The organism is Methanosarcina barkeri str. Wiesmoor, from assembly GCF_000969985.1.
Taxonomy (GTDB): Archaea; Halobacteriota; Methanosarcinia; order Methanosarcinales; family Methanosarcinaceae; genus Methanosarcina; species Methanosarcina barkeri_B.
Genome location: NZ_CP009526.1, coordinates 3,178,210 through 3,198,929, shown reverse-complemented (window position 1 = coordinate 3,198,929; position 20,720 = coordinate 3,178,210). Strand labels below are relative to the sequence as shown.

The following is a 20,720-nucleotide window of genomic DNA, read 5'->3' as shown; positions in this document are numbered from 1 at the left end:
ATCTCTATTTATCATTTTTCCATTTTAAAAAGATACCAAATCCAGAATGATAAAAACTGTGAATTTAAGAGTATTAAAAATAGCAAATCCAAGAATAGTTAGAATTTCTGATTCAAGAATAGTTAGAATTTCTGATTCAAGAATAGTTAGAATTACTGATTCAAGAATAGTTAGAATTACTGATTCAAGAACAGTTAAAATTACTGATTCAAAAATAGTTAGAATTACTGATTCAAGAATAGTTAGAATTACTGATTCATAAGTAATCAAAACTATTGATTAAGGAATAGTCAGGGTTGCAATTTAAAAAGGGTTTATTGCGCTTTTTTCGTCTCCTATTCATATTGAGCTTACGCAGTAAATACAGCAGCAGCGAGTAAGATATAAGTTATTTTCAGGTTTGTAGGCGCCGTAGCAGTTACTTCCTCACAGGACTCCGTATCTGCAGAGGACAAGCTGCCTTGCCTTGTAAGGTGCAAATCCTATTCAAGGCTTTATTGGTTGTATTTCTGGCTGTTCAACTCATTGAACTCCAGAATTTCACCCCATTTAATATTTGCCTTGTATACTATTTTAACTTTTTAAAGAGCCTGTTTATCTACTCCGAATATAGGTCTAGACGGACTAAAGGAGTTTTGAAACAAGCTCAACTATAAACATCAGGTTTACATACAACCCTGGCAACTGGAACAGTCGTCGCATAATTTTGTTTCCATATAGTTACCGCGCATGATTAAGAACGCACATTCAGTTATCTTGTAGTTGGCTGTTTTGGCATCATCATTGTAGTCGGTCGCTCTGGTATCACCAATGCTTACTGTATCATCGTCAAAGATCAATTTAATCGGCACTTTTTCAAATTCAGTTGTCAGGCCCGGCCTTAACGTTGGGAAAATTATTTCTTTTTCACCAGTTTTTTTCTGGACTGTAATGATGTCGAAAGTAGTGAGAGAAATTAATCTACCTTTTTCGTCAAAACAGACGGAGTTTTTATCCGCATCAATACCAAGTGCATCCGCATCATATGCATTTATTGTACCAATAGGAGTTTCAATCGGGAACGGTTCTGCAGGTTCTACAGATTCTATGCTCCCATCTTCAAAAAGCTTAAATCCTATTCGAACTGGCATTTTTCCTGCAGGTGTGTCAATTATGATTCGTTCATTCGGCCACAAAATCAGGCTTCTGACTCTTCCGTCCGGATAAAACCGCAAACCTATTATTTTTGCATAAAACTCCCCAAACGGGAATGAAAAATGGAATTTTTGTGCAAGTTCGCCTTCTTCTTCCTCTGACCAGAAACCACTGATCTGGCCGTTTAGAGGGAACAAACTATTGATTGATCCATCCTCAAAAAAAGTGACCAGTTCTGCCGGGAATGTTCCGATTGGTGTGCTTATTTCAGTCTGCTGCTCTAATGAGATATTTTTAACTTTCCCACTTTTGTAGAAAGACAATACTGCTAACTGCTTTCTTCGAAATCCTAGATCACCATATTGTGGAACAAGATCTCCGTACCTTGTGTGAATTAAATTATACTCTTCAAGCTTACAGTCCTTCAGTTCGCCGCTATCATATGTGGTAAAGCTCGTTATTCCTTTGAGTCCACTTGTTTCAACAGCTAACATTATTTATCATCCTGGGTTAAAAACGAATCAAGTTCTTAGCTTTACATCTTTGATGAGTCTATCCCAAAACTTACGATTTACTTCTTTGGATACTACTTTTAAATTTCATACCACAGTTAATATGCGAGATGTTCTCTCTGATATAACAAAAAGTATATCTTATTAATACAGAAATTAATTACCTACTATCTAATATATATAGTTATTTATTGAACTAATCTTTCAAGTTTTCAGTTGAAATATCTTATTCAAAAGGAAATTATGAAAATCAGTCGCAAAAAAGAGATAAAGGCAGAATCAAAAATCAAAGTTGCACTGGCGCACCCCGCTGCAAGCAGGCTGTCCGACAATTATCTCTGGTAATAATTGAATTCCTTCTTTTTTGATTTAAAGGCCTTATTTGCTTTTTTTAGCATATTTTTATTACTACCAATAATTGTCGGCCAGCCTACAAGCTAGAGGGATATTCGGATGAAATTAATTTGTCTGACTGATTTGATCATTAGTCACGTTATTATCAAGATATACTTTTGAATAAAATGTTTTTACCTCTTTGTCCAGGTCAATTTTCACTTTATCCGGATAAAGCACTTTCGCGGTCCACAAAAGTCCCATCAGCGATTGTGTCCGGTCAAGCATCTCGTATTTTGTAGATGCGTAAACGCGCTTATTCTTTACGGCAGCAATATCTTTCCAGGCGTCTTTCGAGAGAATTTCATCACGACCTTTCGCAGTTTTAGTAATAATAACATCTGGATTCCACTGATAGATTTGTTCCAGCGAGACCTGGATTTCTTCACTTGTATTGGCCGATTCCATTTGCGGATTTGCTTCCATGAAGCTTATGCCTCCCGCCAAACTGATGATAGACGCCATAATGGTTCTGGACCCAACCGTCTTGGTGACATCTGGCTGCGCATAATATACTTTGAGCTTATCACTTTCTTTAATTTTCGAGGTTTGATCGGTAACCTTTTTGATGGTTTCATCCCAGTAATCCCCAAGCTCGTTTCCTTCTTTTTCATTTCCAACAATTTTACCGATTAATCTCCATGAATCTGCAATCTCTTCAAGCGTATCTTTTGACGCAGCAATGAATGGAATGCCAACTTTTTTTTGTTCTGATTCAATTTTCGTATCCTTTGTTAACGTTATTACTACTTGTGGACTGACTGCCAAAAGATCTTCTATGTTCATGTCACTGTGGAATTCTCCATTAATCGGAAGAGCCAGCAGCCTCTTTTCTTCATCAGTTGACATAAATTCTAGTCGTTCAGTAAACTGCTTGTCCGCACTCACAAGCTTTTCCGGCGCCAGCCTCCATACCATTTGGCACGGTATCGGATGTAACACTGAAATCCTGGTAATATCAGCAGGCAAAGTGATTTTTCTACCTGCTAAATCGGTAATTACCCGAGTATCTGACACTACAGTATCCGACATTGTTGTTTCCTGATCCGTATTTGCTGCAGCAGCCATCTCAGCATTGGGATTTGATGTTGTTTCCATAACATCGCTTGTTTTCTGTGAGCATCCACTTATAAGCAGTATAGATAGTGTTATTAACAGACACAGCACGATTAACAAACTTAGTGGACTTTTTGTTGTTCTCATCTTGATAGCCCTTCAATATTTTATGAGTCCATCCCAAAACTTACGATTTACTTCTTTGGACACCAATTTTAAATTTCATACTATAGTTAGTATGTTATATGTTCTACAGGACATAACAAATATTATATTTAATTAACACAGAAATCAATTACCGATTATCTTATATATATAGTTATTTCATAAATTGGCCTATCAAGTTTTCAGTTGAAATATATTATTCAAAAGGAAGGTATGAATAAATCACAAAAAAGAAATGGCTGCAGGGATCAAAAGCAAAAAAGAGATGGCGGCCGGATTAAAAAAGAACATACTTTTTCAACTGAAGTGCTTCTATTAGCTCTTTTTTGTTCGCTCGAAGGCATGGTAAGAAAGCGAGTTTATGGTAAGTTATTTATACTAATATATAGGAAATTGATTACTGGTATTTTGGCATATATAATTTGTTATGTCTCTATGAACATATCGACTACAAAACGTTCAAAGAAATTCAAATTGAGAACTAAATAGTAAAGGAGGAATTAAAGTGCAACATACAAAATTAACGCAGTAAAACAGGAAAACAATAGCTGAAACCTCAATGTAGTGATGTGTTGAACTCCATGAGCGAGCTTGAAAAAGATACTCCGAAAGAAACTGCGGATAATTTGTAAACGTTTGGTGTGGAAAGAATAATGAACAGGCGAATAAACAGGGAAACCATTAGAAATATATCTTTAACAACCACATTGATTGTACTCCCAATACTTTTGTTTTTTGGATCTTTTATGATTGGCAGATATCCAGTATCTCCTATGGAGGTCATACTGGCTATTGTATCGGTTTTTGCGCCTATCACCACAAATTTGGATTCAACCATTTATACAGTAGTTTGGGATATACGTTTGCCACGTATAATATCTGCGATGATTGTAGGTGCTGCCCTCTCAATCTCAGGGGCTTCTTTTCAGGGGACTTTCCAGAATCCACTGGTCTCTCCAGATATCCTGGGTGTCTCATCAGGTGCAGGTTTTGGAGCTGCAATAGCTATTTTGTTCAGTTTTTCCGCAGTAATGATTCAGGCTACAGCCTTTTTATTCGGCCTCGTTGCAGTTATCCTTACTTACTATCTCAGCAAAAGGCTTAGGGGCAATACTATTTTGGTGATGGTACTGGGAGGGATAGCTATCGCAGCACTCTTTTCTGCTCTCATTTCATGTATCAAGTACCTTGCAGATCCTGACAGCAAACTGCCAGAAATAGTATACTGGCTTATGGGTAGCCTCTCTGCAGTTAACAGTAACAGCGTTTTGATGATAGTAGGGCCTGCTCTGATCGGATTTACAGCACTACTGCTTATTGGATGGAGAATTAACGTTCTTTCAATGGGAGATGATGAAGCGCGTTCACTGGGCGTAAACACAGAAAAAATGAGGCTGCTGGTAATTTTTTGCTGTACGTTCTTAACAGCTTCCGCTGTAAGCATAAGTGGCATTATTGGCTGGGTGGGTCTTGTAATACCTCACGCAGCCAGGATGATTGTGGGTCCGGATCACAGAAAGCTTTTGCCTGCAAGCATTTCACTGGGGGCTACTTTCCTTTTGCTGGTTGATGATGTGTGCAGAACAGCCACATCCATTGAAATTCCTCTGGGAATACTAACAGCCATAATAGGAGCACCCGTTTTCATATACTTACTCCAAAAAGGCTACGAGGGATGGTCATGAGCAATATTATGGATATTAGGAATGCAGAGTTCTCTTACAACGGAAAGAAAAACGTCTTCAAAAACGTGAACCTCTCAGTTGAGAAGGGGGACGTCTTATGTATACTGGGGCCTAACGGGACCGGAAAATCGACTTTAATCAAATGTATGAACAGCCTGCTTAAACTGAAGGGTGGCGAGATATTACTGAAAAATAAGAGTATTTATTCAATGAAAGAAACCGAACTTGCAAAAATCATCGGATATATCCCGCAATCAAATAGTTCAATTTTTGCGTTTTCAGTTCTCGATATAGTTCTGATGGGCAGAACTCCACATTTGAGTTTAACATCTGTTCCCGGAACGAAAGATTATAAAATTGCTGAAGAGGCTCTGGAAAGGCTTGGAATTTTGCATCTAAAGAATAAAACCTACACTGAGATCAGTGGTGGTGAAAGGCAGCTTGTTTTAATGGCAAGAGCAATAGCTCAACAGCCCGAGATCCTTCTCCTCGACGAACCAACATCCCATCTGGATTTTGGAAACCAGATACGAACGCTCAAAGTCATAAAGGAATTGTCTAAAACTGGACTATCGGTTGTAATGACTTCACATTTTCCAGACCACGCCTTCTTATCCTGTAATAAGGTAGCTATCATGAATCAGGGCACAATTATGGAAACAGGAAAACCGGAAATTGTTGTCACTGAACATAATATGAAACAGGCCTATGGAGTTGATGTTAAAATTATAGACGTAGATGAGCATAGAAGAGCATGTATTCCTATGCAAATACAAGAATCACATATGAATATAGGCTGTTTCTGATCTGAGGCATAACAGCGAGAAAATTTGAGGTGCAATAGCAAAAAAATTTGAGGTGCAATAGCAAAAAAATTTGAGGTGCCTGGATGGACAAAAGGAGTGTAGTGGCTATTTGTGTGGTTATTGCAGTCATTGCAATAGTATCTACTGCAATAAATATAGATCACAGTAGCAAAGAAATAAAAAACTCTGATCCGAGCAGAAATATTACAGACCAAGAAGGCCGGAACATAACCATCCCGACGAATGTCACCAGAGTAGCTGCTCTTGCTGGTCAGGCATACGAAAAATTGATATTGTTGAACCAAACCGACAAAATGGCAGTCACGATATCTGCGTGGACCAATTTGCCTTGGTCATCTAAGATAGCTCCACAGCTAAAAAATATACCTATAGAAAATGACCCTAATGTTGAAGATCTTATTAGCAAAAAAGTGCAGGTAGTATTTTGTTTGTCATATGATGGTACTAAGGATAAACTGAATTCAAGTGATATAGCTGTCGTGGTCACTCAGAAAAACTCAGGAAATCCTGATAACATAGACTCGTTCACTAAATATGTGAAACAGGAAATAGCGCTTTATGGTGAAGTAATGGGCCCGGATGCGAAGGAGACTGCCGAAGAATGGGGTGCATACTTCGATCAGAAAGTGAATTATGTGACATTGAGAACTAAAAACCTTACAGATAGTCAGCGTCCGACAGTATACTATGCTAGAGGTCCAGACGCAATAACAACCCAGGGAAAAAATTCGTACACTCAATTCTATGTAGAAATGGCTGGTGGTAGATATGTTGCAAAAAACACCGATAAGGAAGGGCTTCAAAGTGTCACAATGGAGCAGTTGCTGGCATGGAACCCTGATGTAATCTTCGTAGGCCGAGTTAACAGTACGGATATAATTACAAACGATACTCGATTGAGTAACATAAGAGCTGTACGAGATAAAAGAGTATACCTCTGCCCACAAGGAGTAGCCTACTGGGATTACGGCGCTGAGGGAGTGTTGCTTATGGAATATTTTGCTAAAACACTGCATCCTGAGCTGTTCCAGGATTTGAACATGACCAATGAAGTCAAAGATTACTATTTGAGGTTCTACCACTACAACCTGACAGATGACGAGACAAACAGGATACTGCAGCATCTGCCACCTGCCAGCTATTAATCATTTGAAAAAATCGATAGCATTGCAGGATAAGATAAATTTCACTTTAATCTCTCGAAAAATAACTGATCAATACAAATTATACACGAGTTTAGGGCGATTGAATGGATAAAAGAGGTATAGTGGCTATTGTTACGGTTATTGCAATCCTTGCAATAGTATCTGCCGTTACACATGTAGGTCATAGTAACACAAAGGCTGATCAAGGTAGTGAGATAGGATCTGATAAATACGTTCAGATAACAGATCAAGAGGGACGAGTTGTAACTATACCAGCAAATGTGACTCATGTCGCTGCTCTTGCTGGTCAATCATATGAAAAATTAATTTTGCTAAATCAAACAGACAAAATGGCAGTGACAATACGTGTGTCCAACGATTTCCCATGGGCCTATAAGGTAGCTCCGCAGTTGAGAAATATTCCAATGAATGGAAATCAGCAAAATCCTAATGTTGAAGATCTCATAAGCAAAAAAGTACAGGTAGTATTTTGCCTGGATTTTACAAGGGATAAATTAAATTCGAGTAATATTCCTGTTGTGGTCACTCAGAAAAACTCAGGAAATCCTGAGAATGTAGACTCTTTCGTAAAATATGTGAAGCAGGAAATAGCGCTTTATGGTGAAGTAATGGGCCCGGATGCAAAAAAGACTGCTGACGAATGGGGTGTATATTTCGATCGGAAGGCAAATTATGTGACATCGAGAACTGCAAACCTCACAGATAGTCAGCGCCCAACAGTATACTATGCCATAGATGCAATGACAAATCAGGGTAAAAACTCTTATCCGCAGTTTTATGTGGAGATGGCTGGCGGCAAATATATTTCTGGAGATACAGAAGGGATTGAAACAATTACACCGGAGCAGCTACTTGTATGGAATCCTGATGTGATCTATGTAGGTCATGTTAACAGTACAGATATATTTGCTAATGACTCCAAGTTCATTAATTTGAAGGCTGTACAGAATAACAAGGTATATCTCTGCCCGCAGGGAGTAGCCTGGTGGGATTATGGTGCTGAAGGAGTGTTGCTTATGGAGTATTTTGCTAAAACATTGCATCCTGATTTGTTCCAGGATTTGAACATGACCAATGAGGTCAAAGATTACTATTCGAGGTTCTACCACTACAACCTGACAGATGACGAGGCAAACAGGATACTGCAGCATTTGCCGCCTGCCAACACTTAACATGAAAAATAGAGAAAAGGGTCAATATTTACAGTTTAAAATGGGTAAGGAACTGTGAAGGTAACTAAAAAAGACAGCAAGAGGGGTGAAATATTGTGGAAAATAGGTGTTCTTTAGATTTCTCCATAGAAAGAGATGACTATATGTGTGAAACCGAACTGTGCAGCGGTGAACTTTCGCCTGGAGAATTTGATTTTATGGGGAGAATTCCGGTTCCTTTAAAATACACTTTCAAGGACGGTTTGGAGGCTGTATTAAAGAAACACAGGATTGAAAAAAGAATCCGACTCAATTGCTATTTTCCTATGGGTGGAGGAAGCGGTTATTTCCCTTTTGAAAATATTCACAACGTGGATAGCATTGACGATTTTCCTAATATGGTGTTGTCTCCATCATTTGATAACCTATTTGAGAAGCACTTTTTTGAAAAATTTATTGATAAAGGTTATTTCCAGGCGTGTCAACCTAAGCCGTTACCTCCAATATACGCTGACTGTGGTATAGAAGATCCTGAAAAACAATTTACTATTTTTGCAGTAGTTCCTTTTGTTTTTCTTGTAGATCACAGGAAACTGGATGGGCTGCCCATCCCCAGACGTTGGATTGATATTCTTGATCCGATTTACCATAACAAAATAATAATTGGCGGCTGGCGGAAAGATGAAAATAACCCGTATTCTGAGTTTAATTCTTTCTTATTTTTAGATCTGTATAAGGAGCATGGAATTCAGAGCTTAAAATATCTGGCATACAATACAAAAAACATGCTGCATTATGTTCATATGTCGAGAATCGCAGGTTCTAATAGTGAGCTTGGCGCAGCCATATATATTATCCCCTGGTTTCTGGCTGATATTTGTCCAAGGCGTGAAAATACTTCTGTAATATGGCCGGAAGATGGTGCTCTGGCATTCCCGTTTTATATTCTAGCCAAGAAATCAAAGCTGGAGAAACTGGATGTATTAATTAAATACGTTACGGGTAGAGGGTTAGGACAGTATCTGGTTGATAATTGTTATCCTTCTCTAAATCCCGAAGTTAACTACAGATATCCGGATAATGCTAAACTGAAATGGCTGGGGTGGGATTATGTGCGTTCCAATGATACCATGGAATTAATCCGGCTAACGTCAAAGGTATTTTTTGAAGTCTGGCAGAGCACTCCTTTTACAAAGACTCGATACTTACGAGAAAAGCAGGATACTGAAATTTGAAGGAGATACGTGAGATGAGATTAATTACAGTGGCAGGGCCGCCTTCAGTAGGTAAGACTTCAGTCATACTGAAAACGGTTGAACACCTAAAAAAAGAAGGTAAAAAAATAGGCATTATCAAGTTTGATGCACTTTCTACAAAAGATGACCTTGCCTATGAAAAGATGGGATTGCCGGTTATGGTTGGACTCTCTGGAAATTTATGCCCTGACCATTTCTTTGTGAGTAATATTGACGAATGCCTTACCTGGGGAAAAGAAAACAACCTGGATATGCTTATTACCGAGAGTGCTGGTTTATGCAACAGATGCTCCCCACATATTAAAGAAGTACTGGGAGTATGTGTTATTGATAATCTTTCAGGGGTTCATACACCAAAAAAAATCGGCCCAATGCTGAGATTAGCGGACGTTGTCGTCATTACAAAGAGTGATATTGTATCGCAAGCAGAAAGGGAGGTTTTTGCCTTCAATGTAAGATTGGCAAATCCTAAAGCCCATATTATGTTTGTCAATGGAATTACTGGCCAGGGAGCTTTTGATTTAAGCTATTACTTGCGCAGTGCAACCGAAGTAGAAAAGCTTGAAGGTAGGAAATTACGTTTTTCCATGCCGTCAGCTGTATGTCCTTATTGTGTAGGAGAAACTGTTATCAGTAAAGATTACCAACGTGGAAATGCAAAAAAAATGGTTTTTAAGGGGGTATAAATGTGGATGATCATCTGTTAACTTCATCGATTAAGGACATTTTAAATTTTCATCCATTTGTTGCAGATTTTTTTGCATCAATTGGATTAAAAGAACTACCTCAGTCCTTAACCTTGCAGGAATGGCTTGCAGGATTGACAGATGAATTCCTGAGGGATTCAGGAATGGATCAAAAACAGATATTAAACCATATCGAAGCAATAATCCAAATAAATGTTATTCCCGAAAATCAACATCAAATAAGCTCCCTTACGGTAATTGGGGGAAAAGACAAGTTAGGGAATACAGAGGATGCAAGCATTACCTTGAAACCTGGCGAAATAGTTTGTATTGTTGGTCCTACTGGTTCCGGAAAAAGTCGGCTGCTGGCGGACATCGAATGTATGGCACAAAAAGATACGCCGACAGGAAGGCAGGTTCTAATAAACGGGCTTGTACCTGAAGCAAAGAAACGCTTTTCAATGGACCAAAAGATAGTGTCACAGTTGTCCCAAAACATGAATTTTGTTGTAGACCTCACGGTAAGGGAATTCATTACTATGCATGCTGAATGCCGTATGATTTCCAAGAAGGATGAAACGGTTAATAAAATAATTTGTACTGCAAATGGACTTACCGGAGAAAAATTTAATGACGATGTTTCAATTACTCAACTCAGTGGGGGTCAAGCACGTTCACTAATGATTGCTGATACAGCTTTGTTAAGTACATCGCCTGTTGTTTTGATTGATGAGATCGAGAATGCAGGAGTTAACAGGAGAAAAGCTCTGGAACTTCTAGTTAATAAAGAAAAAATAGTGCTCATATCTACTCACGATCCACTACTAGCTTTAATGGGCGATCGCCGGATAGTGATCAGGAATGGTGCAATGTTTAATATAATTGAGACGAGTCAGCAGGAAAAAAAGAATTTGAGGTATATGGAACGTCTTGATTGCAAAATTATTGAACTGCGTGACATGTTGAGAAATGGAGAGAGGATTGATACCGAACTCAATTGGTGTTTGGGATAATGAATTATGAAAGAAAAGATTTCTAAATTTTAAATATCTACTTGTGAATGAATACAGTTTTTTATTCATTCATTTAACCAAATAAAACCAAATAAATGGAATTCAAGTTAAAATAGTGTCGGGAGAGGAATTTAACTGAAGGAAAACATCAAAATTTCAATTGTAGATTATACAATAAATGAGATACTACGCCTGGGTTTTAATAGTCCTGCCGATTTTAAGTTTGCTCTGTCCGTTTTGAAGAAGTATTCACTGGACGTGGCAGATGTCTCGCTAAATAATTTAGAGAAAAATATGTTCAAATTCGATACCGATGACTTCTTGAAAAGTTTAAGATGCAGAGTCGGATGTACCAGGCAAGAGATATTCAAGGCGAAAGAACTTGGTTTTTCTAAAATCGTAATCAATACTTCTCTTGATCCACTTGTCCCCATACCTGATATACTTAAATCAATTGAATCATTGCAATCTGTATTGCAAACAGTTTGTAGTAATGATCAGGAAATTTATCTAAGTATTGATAATGCGCTGGAATTCCCAGTAGAAGAAGTAAATATAGTAGATATACTAGACCCCTTCATTGCTGAGTACGGGATAAAAAGGTTGATACTGGGCGATGTAAATGGGAAAATGGACCCCTTCACTACTTATAATAAACTTAATCTTTTCACGAATATAACTCAATGTCCTGTTGAGTACATGGGATGCAATAATTATGGGATGGCCACTGCCAATACGCTTTCAGCATTAAGGGCGGGCGTTGAGTATGTCGCAACGGCAGTTAGCGGTATTGGAATTCCAGGAGTAGCAGCCATGGAAGAGGTCTTAATGGCAGCAAGGCATTTGTGGAAAAATGAACAGGTACCGAATGGTTATACTATTGCAGCAGATTGTGAGAACATTTTACGCAGGGCTGGTATTATATTGCCCGGAGAAAAAGCCATTATAGGAAAAAATGTATTCGCACATGAATCCGGTATCCATGTTGACGGTGTTATCAAAAATCCAAATTTATATGAAGCGATCAAACCTGAAGAGGTTGGTCTAAGCAGGTTTTTAGTGATCGGAAAACACTCAGGAACAGCATCCTTAACACAAAAATTTCGACAACTGGATCTGTCCCTGAGTCCGCAGGAAGCAGCTACACTGCTTGATAAAGTAAGATATACAGCGGTTCTGCAAAAAAAACCGGTGACAGATGCTCAGCTTAAAACTCTTTATAATTTACATATGGAATCGATAAAAGAATCTAATGTACACTTATCTATTGAAGGAGAAATCTCCTGTGATTAGAAATGAAGGCTTTGAAATTATTGACACCACATTGCGTGATGGGGAACAATCTGCAGGTGTTGTGTTTTCGGTTGAAGAAAGAATGAATATAATTTCAGCTTTAGATAAAGCAAAAGTGAAATGGATTGAAGCTGGCATTCCTGCTATGGGTAAACAGGAATGTGAAGACCTGAAACTAATGCTCAACCTGCCGATAAAATCGAACCTTATTGCATGGAATAGAGCAAATTTGGAGGATTTAAAGGCATCAATTGATTGCGGATTTAAATTTGTTCATGTGTCTTTACCGGTATCTGATCTGCATATTGAACATAAACTCCAAAAAAGCCGAACCTGGGTGCTGGATCAATTGAAAAAATGCATGGAATATCTTCAAAGTTGTAAGGTAACGATTATTGTAGGAGCTGAAGATGCGTCAAGGGCAGACCCAGAATTTTTGCTTCAATATGCAGGTATTGCAGCCTCTTACGGTGCAATAAGAATCCGATATTCAGATACCGTAGGATGCCTGGACCATTTTACGACATATCGCAAAATCAAAGAAATTGCAGATCATAGTCCTCCTCCTGTTGAAATTCATGCGCATAATGATTTCGGCCTGGCCGTAGCAAATACCCTGGCAGCATATAAGGCGGGAGCAAAGTTTGCAAGTGTAACAGTAACAGGGCTAGGGGAACGTGCTGGTAATGCCTCAATGGAAGAGACAGCATTTTCATTAAAACGTTTTTACAACTACGATTGTGGGATTGAGCTTGAAGCTTTGCCGTTTCTGGCTGAAATGGTCTCAAAAGCCAGTGAAAGGACATTGTTTCCATATAAGCCATTAGTAGGGTCTTTAGCGTCTAATCTGTTTTAGGTACAATATTTTAATTTTGCTCTTTATTTACTTTTTTTCTATGAGCTACAAGCCCACCATCATTAAGTATCTCAAGCAGGAAATCCGGCAGTTTATTTCCCTTGAACGTGCCTTTCTCTGAGATTATAACTTCACCTTTGGCCAGATCAACTTTAACTTTATCTCCTTCCTGACACTCAATATCAACTTCTATGAGAGGTAGCCCGATATTGATTGCATTTCTGAAAAAGATCCTTGCAAAAGACTTTGCTATAACACATGATACTCCTGCATATTTCAAAGCAAGAGGAGCCTGCTCTCTTGAAGACCCACAGCCGAAGTTAGTGCCTGCAACAATGATATCTCCAAACCTGAACTTTTTTGTGAATTCCGGGTTAATTCCCTCCATTGCATGAGCTGCAAAGATCTGTACATCTTTGCTCCGCAAATACTTACCCGGGATTATTTCATCAGTATTAACGTTGTCTCCGAATTTCCAGACTCGGCCTATAATAAGACTCACAGTCACACCTCACCTGAAAAGTAATTTTCTGTAATGTTTCAATATTTTAGTAGCTGTCCACTTGTTTACTTATTCTGAGATCTTGAATACAAAGCTAAAGGCTGAGTTGTTTAATGTATCTCAGCCTTACAAAACAACTTGATACCTCTAGATGATCACAGTTTTCACTAAAGTTTCTTATTAATCTGGAGCCTGTGCATTCAAAATTTTTTGAACATCCTCATCTGTAAGCTCATAATCAAAAAAGGTCTTGTAAAACCATTTTGTTTCATTATTTATATCAATGGATTGAAACATATCTGGATTAATGGTTTTTGCAGCCCATTGAATCTGAAGAGCTTGTTCTGCTCCAGCTCGACTCCATATGAACGCTCCTTCTGGATTTACAAACACCTTGTTATTTTGAACTGCTTTAACCTTCTTCCATGACGTGCTATTCATTATCTTCTCTTTTTCTTCAGATTTGGCGTTCACACTAAGAATAATTACATCAGGATTCCACTTCAAGATTTGTTCCATTGAAACTTCCTGCATAATACCACCTTTTACTTCTTCAGCAGCATTGATACCTCCTGCAGCTTCAATCCAATCACTGATGATATTTCCGCCACCATCTACGCACAAAGGTGACAGTGATACGAGATGGAGAACTTTTGGCCTTTCGTCGTAAGGTATTCTGGATGAAATATTTCTTACCGACTCTAATTTGCTATCCAGATATGCATTATATATCTGTGAACGTTCTAAAGCCTCTTCGTCTCCCAAAGCATTCGCAGTGTCTGAAAAACATTTTTTCATAGAATCAAAATCTGTAAAACTTACCTCTACAACAGGAACCCCAAGAGCAGATACTTTCTCGATATTTTTATCTCTGCTTGGCATGAAAACAACATCTGGCTTGGTAGCAAGCAAAGCTTCCACATCATATGTTGGGCTGAGTGTTACAGCGTTATAATAGGCAGGGCAAACTTTATACGCCCATGGTCTTTTTTTGGAGCTGAACATAGTTGCAACAAGCCTGTCATCAGCTCCAAGCATAGCCAGCACTTCATTATGTCCCATCCAGGTATCTGCAACTCTTTCCACTTTTAAAGGAACTGTTACTTGTCTGCCTGCCGAATCAGTAACAATTCTAGTTTCCCCACTGTTATCATTTGAAGTGGATACGTTTGTTGCATTTTCCACATTTTTATCGTTTGAAGTGGATACGTGTGTCGCATTTTCCACATTTTTATCGTTTGAAGTGGATACTCCTGTAGTATTATCCTGTGCCACCTGACTGATTTTTTCTCCCGTGCAGCCGGTGAAAACTAATACTGTCGTGATTGCAACAAATAGAATAACTATTGATTTTTTGTTCATCCAGGTACCTCTTTTTATTTTTAGAATACAGCAATAATTTTCCAGTCAAATATTCGTTGCAAAGGTACTCTTGACATAGCATCCGCTATCATCAAAAAGATACTTCTTAATATATGGCAGCTTATTACTGTCTGGAATCAGGAAAAATTATTGATTTTAAATGATGCTGTAGAATGTGGGCTAATTTTTTTCACTTGTTTTTGCTTCCTCATGGTTTGCAAATATTTCAATCCCCTCTCAACGGTGTAACAATATTCAATACACTCAATTCCGAATTCCCCAAGCTTTTTTTGTGCACCCAGGCCTATTTTCATAGAAAGTACAGCATCACAATCAGAGATAGTTTCTATTGCTTCTTTTTTTCCATGGGATTGATTGTTAAGCTCGTGACCTCCATTGCAGTACTTCTTTGTCGAACGAGTCTCGAGAAACTTATAATCTTCACCATTAATCTCAAAAATCATAAAATCGGTTGTTTGCCCAAAGTGCTGGTCAACAAGTTTTCCACTCTTTGAAGTAACTGCCACCTTGAATTTTTCAGAGCTCTGTTTTTCTACCTCATTTAAAGTTGTACGTTCAGTGTCCATATTACAAGTGTCCATATATTACAAGCTCCATTTTTTAGCTAGTTACGAATACTCTTCCCAGTCAATGTGCTTTGAACGCAGAGCTCTTTCCCAGTCGTTTGCAACATTCTCCAAAAAGTTCAGCATGCCTTCGTATCCGAAATATGCCCTGTTCAAGTAATTCTGCCGGTTTGTAGGGTTAAAAACGTCAAACACAAACTTTATCCCCAGTTCTTCAGCCAGATAATACTCCCACGAAGAGCCGAATACAGCATCTACACAGCTTTCCATCAAAGATTGTTTTATCTGATACCCATCCGCCGAAAAGACAACCTTCGGGGAAATTCCCATATCGGTAAGCTCATTTTCCAGCAACAACTGGGAGTCAGATACAGGCGACCTGAAAAGCAACAGTTCCGGAATCATCTCCAGCTCTTCAAATAACATTCTGGTCAGGCCTATTCCCATAGTCGCATCCGCAGAAACGGCTACTCTGCAGTTACGGTACCTGGGAATCATCATCAATCCCCTGCGTCTCAGCACGTCAATGGCCAGATCTTCTCCGTCTTTTATTATAGCCTCAACCTTTTCTTCGACGCCAAAATAATTTCCCACTGCACGAAGCCATCTTGCAGTATTTTTAAGTCCTATTGGAAGTGGAATATCCGATAGTATAAGCGGTATGTCATGTACTTCCTTCATTTTTAACCCAAACTCATACCCTGCATCGTGACTGAGAAGTATATTTGCCGATGCTAGCCCAGCATTATCCAGTTCTTCCAGAGATGTATCGTGAGGAAGTACAGCCTGAACTTTAATTCCTATTTTTTCAAGGGTTTCACGTACCCATTCCAAATCTGCCCACCAGGTAGGGTTCAGGTTTGCCTGAGGCGCTATTAGGTTCACACTACAGGGAATTTTTTCATTTTGTTTTTTTATAAAGGGAAATAATGCATTCAGTCCTAGTTCAATGCCATCATAGAGGTTTCCTCGAAACCCTCCTGCCATCAAGGGAATAAGCTTCGCATTAATTTGCGGCTGGATGTTTCGACATAAACCCTCGATATCCTCTCCAATGATATCAGCTGCACATGTACCAACTACGAATATCGCCTTAGTTTTAAATTTTGAGTCAGCTTCTTTGATTAAGTTTTTCAGCTTGCTTGACGCGCCCATAACCACATCAGTTTCAAAAAGCCTGGTGCATGCAACTTTTCTTTTCGTGAAATCAATTTCATGGACGTCATAGGCTGCTGAAACCGTTGAAGAACAGCCTTGCGGGGAATGTATGACAATGCTAATGTCTTTTATGCCAGCCAGCACTCCGGTGGCACCTTCAAGAGCGCATCCGACCATAGGGTCTTTGCTATGGTTGCAGTTATCGAATTTTAACTCATCATACATTTGCCTCTCTCCCTTCCTGCATAAACCGTGCAATCCGGCAAATCCTGAGCCAGCTTCGGTGTAAGGGACTGGGCTGAACATAGCCCGGAATCTTCAGGGAATACCATTTTTTTCGTTACCCAGCTGCGCGGTCTGAAAGAATACTCAAGAGCAGTGCAGATGCATTTAGCTACCTTTAAGGCTCCCCTATATCCAAATCTGGGGCGGTTCAATATGGCATTTAAATCAACTACTGGAATATTCGGAAAGCTCATTGATGATCCAAAATACACGGTTGTCTCGGGATTCAGATCTCCCAGATATTCCATAAGCTCATTTTCGGTCTGAACCATTGCTTCATATTTTCCAAAGGCAAGTGTACCTTTTGTGATCAGTATTTCCGGATCAAGCCCGGTCTCTAAGAGGTAATCAATACTTGTTTCTCTTGCCTGCGTACTCCAGGGATGAAAATTGTATATTACCGCCCTCATATCGAAATCGCGTTCAAGCATATGAGCAATTGACAGAGACTTTATTGCATCATGTCCTTCAACAATTGCCAGCTTGCCTGCAAGGTATTTTTTTGCCTCTTCAAATTCGACGCTTATGGCTTCATATTCTCTTTTGATCAGTTCTTCAGCTTCATTTTCCAAATGTAAATGCTTTGCTGCTTCTCTCAGCCACCTCTCAGTTGCACTTATACCATACGGAAGAATAGTGGAGTTTAACGGAGTATTAAATTGGTCAAGCATCTCTCTTCCTATTGCATACCCCAGATCAAGGCAAAGGGTACAATTTACCGCTACACTGGGGGCCTGTTTTACTTCTTCCAGTGAACAATTGCCTGCTATTACGGCATTTACATTTGCACCCATGCTTTCTATTAACCGCCTCAATTCTTTAACATCAGTTTCAATCTCCGTCCTCTCAGGACCCATTTTGCCCCCTACGATGTTGACGGAGTTGGCAAGCCTTGATCTGCTCTCCGAGTCAGGCTTGTCCATAAGCTGAACAATCTGCCTGAAAACCAGGTCAAACCCACTCCTGTACTCTCCAGCAAAGCCTTCGCAGTGAATGGCCACGATTTCGGCATTAATTTTGGGCTTGATTTTATTCACTATGGCATCTACATAATCTCCAATTATTCCGGTGGCACAGCTTGTTGCTACGAAAATAACGTCAGGCTTATACTTTTTGTCCACCTCCAGTATGGCGCCTTTCAGTTCCTTTTCGCCACCGTATACAATGGCTTTCTCATCAATATTTGTAGTAATTATGGACTCATATGGAGAACCACTGTTTCTACAATTTGTGAGCTTGTAAGCCTGTTTTACTCCAAATGCGCAGCCACTGGGACCATGAGCAATAACGACAGTATTTTTAATGCCACTCAGGATTTTCATTGCCGTCCAGAATTTACAGGGACGGGTATGGCTGCCCTGTAGTTTTGTTTCAATTTTCCCTTCTTTTGCTAATTGATAAAGCTCGCTTAAATGCCCAAAAAACACTACATTTTCGTTAGCAACGCCGGCCATATTCCCCTCTATTTTCTAGTTTGTGAAATTGGTTTCAACCAAAAAATAAAAAATTTGTTAAAAAATTTGTTGATCGCGCTAGCTACAACTTTACGCCATCAAACAGGATATCCAGGCAATTACTGCTCCGAAAACCACCACAGAGGATAGCGTAGTTATATTTATGTTGTGCTTTTTACTTAGTTTTCCTGTATCGATTTCAGTTACATAATATTTGGAAATGGTAGTGATCAACAGGCTTCCTACAACATAAAGGATAACACCAGCACTAAGCGCCATAAGCGGTTTTGTGATGCTTTCAGAGATAGGTACAATTGCACCTACTGGAATTAACAATGCGATCAAAGCTGCAATTGCAAACCTGGTTTTGTCTTCTAATTCATCTAGCAATGAAAAGGAGACCATTCCTTCTGGCAGTTTGTGCAGAATTGCTCCGACTGCTAAAATCGGAGAAATCGGTCCAAACTCCGTGGTTATGATCACGCCTTCTGCAATGTTGTGAATCGCTAATCCCAAAACGGCTGAATACTTTCCAACACTTTTAGTGTAGAATCCTGCCGCAAACATTGCAATGAACCCAATTGCAACCAACCAGTATCCTGCTGAAAGATCCTCAGTAGCATCCGGGATAATATCCAGAAGAACCACTGCAATGGCAAAGCCAAATCCAAGACAGGTCAACAACATTCTTTTCACAGAATCTTCTGTTTTGAAATAAATTAAAGCTCCCAACAATTCCGCTATGACAAATGCTGCAACTACCAGATAGTTCTCCATTTTTGCCTCCTTTCATTTACCAGACATTGATTATCCATTCTCTGTCATGCTTACTTTCCATGGATGCAAAAATCGTATTGGCAATTGTTTCAGCTAGCCATTCTGCTCCTTTGTATCCGATTGCTGGATATTTCCACAGCCCTGCTCTATCGAATGTTGGGAAGCCTACCCTTACCATGGGGATATCATTGTCTATTGCAATGTATCGTCCTTTTGAATGTCCCAAAATTAAATCAATGTCTATGGATTTATTTTTGACACGGCTTTCCAGTTCCCATAAATCAGCGTTCCAGATAACTTTTATATCGCAATTTGCCTTTTCTTTAAGTGCTTCGAGCCTTGGGTCAATTTTATACAGTGTATTATCGTCGCCCAATAGTAAAAGCACAGGTTCAAGTTCGCATTCCAGGCAAAACTGCGCAAGACCGAAGACAAGGTCTGGATTCCCAAATATGGCCACTTTCTTATTCGCGAAAAACATATGAGCAAGGTCTACAATCGCATCTATTGCTTTTCCGCGTTCAATAACCAGTGATTCTGGTATGGGTTTGCCGGTAAGCTTGCTGATATTTTTAAGGAAAATATCGGTATTGTTTATGCCTATAGGAGTTGGAGTTACAACCGAAGGCACGCCGAATTTATTTTTTAAGTATGTTGCAGCATTTGCTCCCTCATAGCGGCTTAATGCAATCGACCCGATAGCATTGGCAGAATCGGCTATTTCCTCAATGGTTGTATTTCCATACGCGAATGCCGATTTGTCAGGCATAATAGGAGAGTCAAAGGTCTCGGTGTCCAGAAGTATATTTCCGTCAACCTGCATCTCAGATAATATATGCTTAATTTCAGAAACATCTCCTGGATTGACCCATCCAGTGAATACATTCAACTTTCCTGAAGGCTCATCTTTTTTTGCAAGAGCTTGTACAACCGCGTTAATTGCCGTATCGTAACCTGTCACCTGGCTACCGCTGTAGCTTGGCGTATGCACAGCTATAAGCTTCACATCTCTGTCAGGATGTTTTTCTTTAATATCCTTGTTTACTTTCCGGATTATACCTTCAATGTCGTCTCCAATTGTTTCGGTAGAGCAAGTAGTTATTATAGGTATGATCCTCAGCTGAGGGTACCTCGCAACAAGTGCTTCAACCGCTTCTTCTACCCTTATTGCGCCCCCGAAAACGGCGGCGCTTTCATGCAGAGACGAAGACGCAATGTCAAAATTTTCTTTGAAATGCTGAGCGAACAACAACCTGACAAACATGCTGCAACCCTGACCGCCATGTACAAGCGGAATGCAATCCTTTATACCAATTCCCACAAATTGGGCACCTGCAGGCTGACAGGTATACATTGGATTAATGATTCCTGTTCGCTCTTTCAACATCAGCTCACACGACAT

20 protein-coding genes are annotated in these 20,720 nt (G+C 39.3%); 10 read left to right on the top strand and 10 right to left on the bottom strand.

Annotated elements, in window-relative coordinates:
• Positions 1 to 58 precede the first annotated feature (58 nt).
• Positions 59 to 262: a hypothetical protein gene (locus MSBRW_RS22430; protein WP_196297998.1), complete on the top strand. Its 204-nt coding sequence runs from the start codon at positions 59 to 61 to the stop codon at positions 260 to 262.
• Positions 263 to 665: 403 nt separating this feature from the next.
• Here MSBRW_RS22430 and MSBRW_RS13285 read toward each other — a convergent pair whose 3' ends face one another.
• The 3 genes from MSBRW_RS13285 to MSBRW_RS23550 form a co-directional block, all read right to left on the bottom strand.
• A complete protein-coding gene (locus MSBRW_RS13285) occupies positions 666 to 1,628 on the bottom strand; it encodes a hypothetical protein (RefSeq protein WP_011307230.1) in 963 nt (320 codons plus the stop codon).
• 477 nt (positions 1,629 to 2,105) lie between these two features.
• A complete protein-coding gene (locus tag MSBRW_RS13280) occupies positions 2,106 to 3,242 on the bottom strand; it encodes an ABC transporter substrate-binding protein (protein ID WP_011307231.1) in 1,137 nt (378 codons plus the stop codon).
• 574 nt (positions 3,243 to 3,816) lie between these two features.
• Positions 3,817 to 4,098 (bottom strand): hypothetical protein, encoded by a 282-nt coding sequence (locus MSBRW_RS23550; RefSeq protein ID WP_230670183.1) that lies wholly within the window; start codon positions 4,096 to 4,098, stop codon positions 3,817 to 3,819.
• Between MSBRW_RS23550 and MSBRW_RS13270 the strand changes: the two genes are divergently transcribed.
• The 9 genes from MSBRW_RS13270 to MSBRW_RS13230 all read left to right on the top strand — a co-directional run bounded on the left by MSBRW_RS13270 (position 3,989) and on the right by MSBRW_RS13230 (position 13,193).
• The gene (locus MSBRW_RS13270; RefSeq protein WP_230670131.1) at positions 3,989 to 4,945 is read left to right on the top strand and encodes a FecCD family ABC transporter permease; all 957 of its coding nucleotides are present in this window, start codon (positions 3,989 to 3,991) and stop codon (positions 4,943 to 4,945) included. The genes MSBRW_RS23550 and MSBRW_RS13270 overlap by 110 nt on opposite strands.
• The gene (locus MSBRW_RS13265; protein WP_011307233.1) at positions 4,942 to 5,751 is read left to right on the top strand and encodes an ABC transporter ATP-binding protein; all 810 of its coding nucleotides are present in this window, start codon (positions 4,942 to 4,944) and stop codon (positions 5,749 to 5,751) included. Before MSBRW_RS13270 ends, MSBRW_RS13265 begins: the two co-directional genes overlap by 4 nt.
• An 83-nt stretch (positions 5,752 to 5,834) precedes the next feature.
• On the top strand, positions 5,835 to 6,917 hold the full coding sequence (locus tag MSBRW_RS13260) for an ABC transporter substrate-binding protein (RefSeq protein WP_011307234.1): 1,083 nt from the start codon (positions 5,835 to 5,837) through the stop codon (positions 6,915 to 6,917).
• A gap of 104 nt (positions 6,918 to 7,021) precedes the next feature.
• Positions 7,022 to 8,110 (top strand): ABC transporter substrate-binding protein, encoded by a 1,089-nt coding sequence (locus tag MSBRW_RS13255; protein ID WP_011307235.1) that lies wholly within the window; start codon positions 7,022 to 7,024, stop codon positions 8,108 to 8,110.
• Between the two features lie 95 nt (positions 8,111 to 8,205).
• The gene (locus tag MSBRW_RS13250; RefSeq protein ID WP_011307236.1) at positions 8,206 to 9,324 is read left to right on the top strand and encodes an ABC transporter substrate-binding protein; all 1,119 of its coding nucleotides are present in this window, start codon (positions 8,206 to 8,208) and stop codon (positions 9,322 to 9,324) included.
• A 14-nt stretch (positions 9,325 to 9,338) separates the two neighbouring features.
• Positions 9,339 to 10,031, top strand: a complete 693-nt coding sequence (locus tag MSBRW_RS13245; protein WP_011307237.1) for a GTP-binding protein — start codon at positions 9,339 to 9,341, stop codon at positions 10,029 to 10,031.
• A gap of 2 nt (positions 10,032 to 10,033) precedes the next feature.
• Positions 10,034 to 11,044, top strand: coding sequence for an ATP-binding cassette domain-containing protein (locus MSBRW_RS13240; RefSeq protein ID WP_011307238.1), 1,011 nt, complete (start codon positions 10,034 to 10,036; stop codon positions 11,042 to 11,044).
• A 258-nt stretch (positions 11,045 to 11,302) separates the two neighbouring features.
• Positions 11,303 to 12,337, top strand: a complete 1,035-nt coding sequence (locus tag MSBRW_RS13235) for a homocitrate synthase/isopropylmalate synthase family protein (RefSeq protein ID WP_230669755.1) — start codon at positions 11,303 to 11,305, stop codon at positions 12,335 to 12,337.
• Complete coding sequence (locus MSBRW_RS13230) at positions 12,330 to 13,193, top strand: beta/alpha barrel domain-containing protein (RefSeq protein WP_011307240.1); 864 nt, start codon at positions 12,330 to 12,332, stop codon at positions 13,191 to 13,193. The genes MSBRW_RS13235 and MSBRW_RS13230 overlap by 8 nt, the downstream gene beginning before the upstream one ends.
• Positions 13,194 to 13,203: 10 nt before the next feature.
• Here the strand turns inward: MSBRW_RS13230 and MSBRW_RS13225 are convergent, their stop codons facing one another.
• The 7 genes from MSBRW_RS13225 to vnfK all read right to left on the bottom strand — a co-directional run bounded on the left by MSBRW_RS13225 (position 13,204) and on the right by vnfK (position 20,720).
• Complete coding sequence (locus tag MSBRW_RS13225) at positions 13,204 to 13,695, bottom strand: LeuD/DmdB family oxidoreductase small subunit (RefSeq protein WP_011307241.1); 492 nt, start codon at positions 13,693 to 13,695, stop codon at positions 13,204 to 13,206.
• A gap of 180 nt (positions 13,696 to 13,875) precedes the next feature.
• Complete coding sequence (locus MSBRW_RS13220; RefSeq protein WP_011307242.1) at positions 13,876 to 15,057, bottom strand: ABC transporter substrate-binding protein; 1,182 nt, start codon at positions 15,055 to 15,057, stop codon at positions 13,876 to 13,878.
• 137 nt (positions 15,058 to 15,194) lie between these two features.
• Complete coding sequence (locus tag MSBRW_RS13215) at positions 15,195 to 15,659, bottom strand: NifB/NifX family molybdenum-iron cluster-binding protein (RefSeq protein WP_011307243.1); 465 nt, start codon at positions 15,657 to 15,659, stop codon at positions 15,195 to 15,197.
• A gap of 27 nt (positions 15,660 to 15,686) precedes the next feature.
• A complete protein-coding gene (locus tag MSBRW_RS13210) occupies positions 15,687 to 17,027 on the bottom strand; it encodes a nitrogenase component 1 (RefSeq protein WP_011307244.1) in 1,341 nt (446 codons plus the stop codon).
• Entirely contained in the window at positions 17,012 to 18,541 is a 1,530-nt protein-coding gene (locus MSBRW_RS13205) for a nitrogenase component 1 (RefSeq protein WP_011307245.1), read from the bottom strand. Before MSBRW_RS13205 ends, MSBRW_RS13210 begins: the two co-directional genes overlap by 16 nt.
• A gap of 90 nt (positions 18,542 to 18,631) precedes the next feature.
• Complete coding sequence (locus MSBRW_RS13200) at positions 18,632 to 19,318, bottom strand: ZIP family metal transporter (RefSeq protein ID WP_011307246.1); 687 nt, start codon at positions 19,316 to 19,318, stop codon at positions 18,632 to 18,634.
• 16 nt (positions 19,319 to 19,334) lie between these two features.
• Positions 19,335 to 20,720 (bottom strand): V-containing nitrogenase subunit beta, encoded by a 1,386-nt coding sequence (vnfK, locus tag MSBRW_RS13195; protein WP_011307247.1) that lies wholly within the window; start codon positions 20,718 to 20,720, stop codon positions 19,335 to 19,337.

Excerpts from the sequence above, each read along its gene's own strand:
- MSBRW_RS13215 (WP_011307243.1), bottom strand. The coding sequence starts at position 15,659 with ATGGACACTTGTAATATGGACACTGAACGTACAACTTTAAATGAGGTA.
- MSBRW_RS13280 (WP_011307231.1), bottom strand. The coding sequence starts at position 3,242 with ATGAGAACAACAAAAAGTCCACTAAGTTTGTTAATCGTGCTGTGTCTG.
- vnfK (WP_011307247.1), bottom strand. The coding sequence starts at position 20,720 with ATGTCGTGTGAGCTGATGTTGAAAGAGCGAACAGGAATCATTAATCCA.
- MSBRW_RS13255 (WP_011307235.1), top strand. The coding sequence starts at position 7,022 with ATGGATAAAAGAGGTATAGTGGCTATTGTTACGGTTATTGCAATCCTT.
- MSBRW_RS13210 (WP_011307244.1), bottom strand. The coding sequence starts at position 17,027 with ATGTATGATGAGTTAAAATTCGATAACTGCAACCATAGCAAAGACCCT.
- MSBRW_RS23550 (WP_230670183.1), bottom strand. The coding sequence starts at position 4,098 with ATGGTTGAATCCAAATTTGTGGTGATAGGCGCAAAAACCGATACAATA.
- MSBRW_RS13245 (WP_011307237.1), top strand. The coding sequence starts at position 9,339 with ATGAGATTAATTACAGTGGCAGGGCCGCCTTCAGTAGGTAAGACTTCA.
- MSBRW_RS13285 (WP_011307230.1), bottom strand. The coding sequence starts at position 1,628 with ATGTTAGCTGTTGAAACAAGTGGACTCAAAGGAATAACGAGCTTTACC.
- MSBRW_RS13205 (WP_011307245.1), bottom strand. The coding sequence starts at position 18,541 with ATGGCCGGCGTTGCTAACGAAAATGTAGTGTTTTTTGGGCATTTAAGC.
- MSBRW_RS13260 (WP_011307234.1), top strand. The coding sequence starts at position 5,835 with ATGGACAAAAGGAGTGTAGTGGCTATTTGTGTGGTTATTGCAGTCATT.
- MSBRW_RS13200 (WP_011307246.1), bottom strand. The coding sequence starts at position 19,318 with ATGGAGAACTATCTGGTAGTTGCAGCATTTGTCATAGCGGAATTGTTG.
- MSBRW_RS13265 (WP_011307233.1), top strand. The coding sequence starts at position 4,942 with ATGAGCAATATTATGGATATTAGGAATGCAGAGTTCTCTTACAACGGA.
- MSBRW_RS13220 (WP_011307242.1), bottom strand. The coding sequence starts at position 15,057 with ATGAACAAAAAATCAATAGTTATTCTATTTGTTGCAATCACGACAGTA.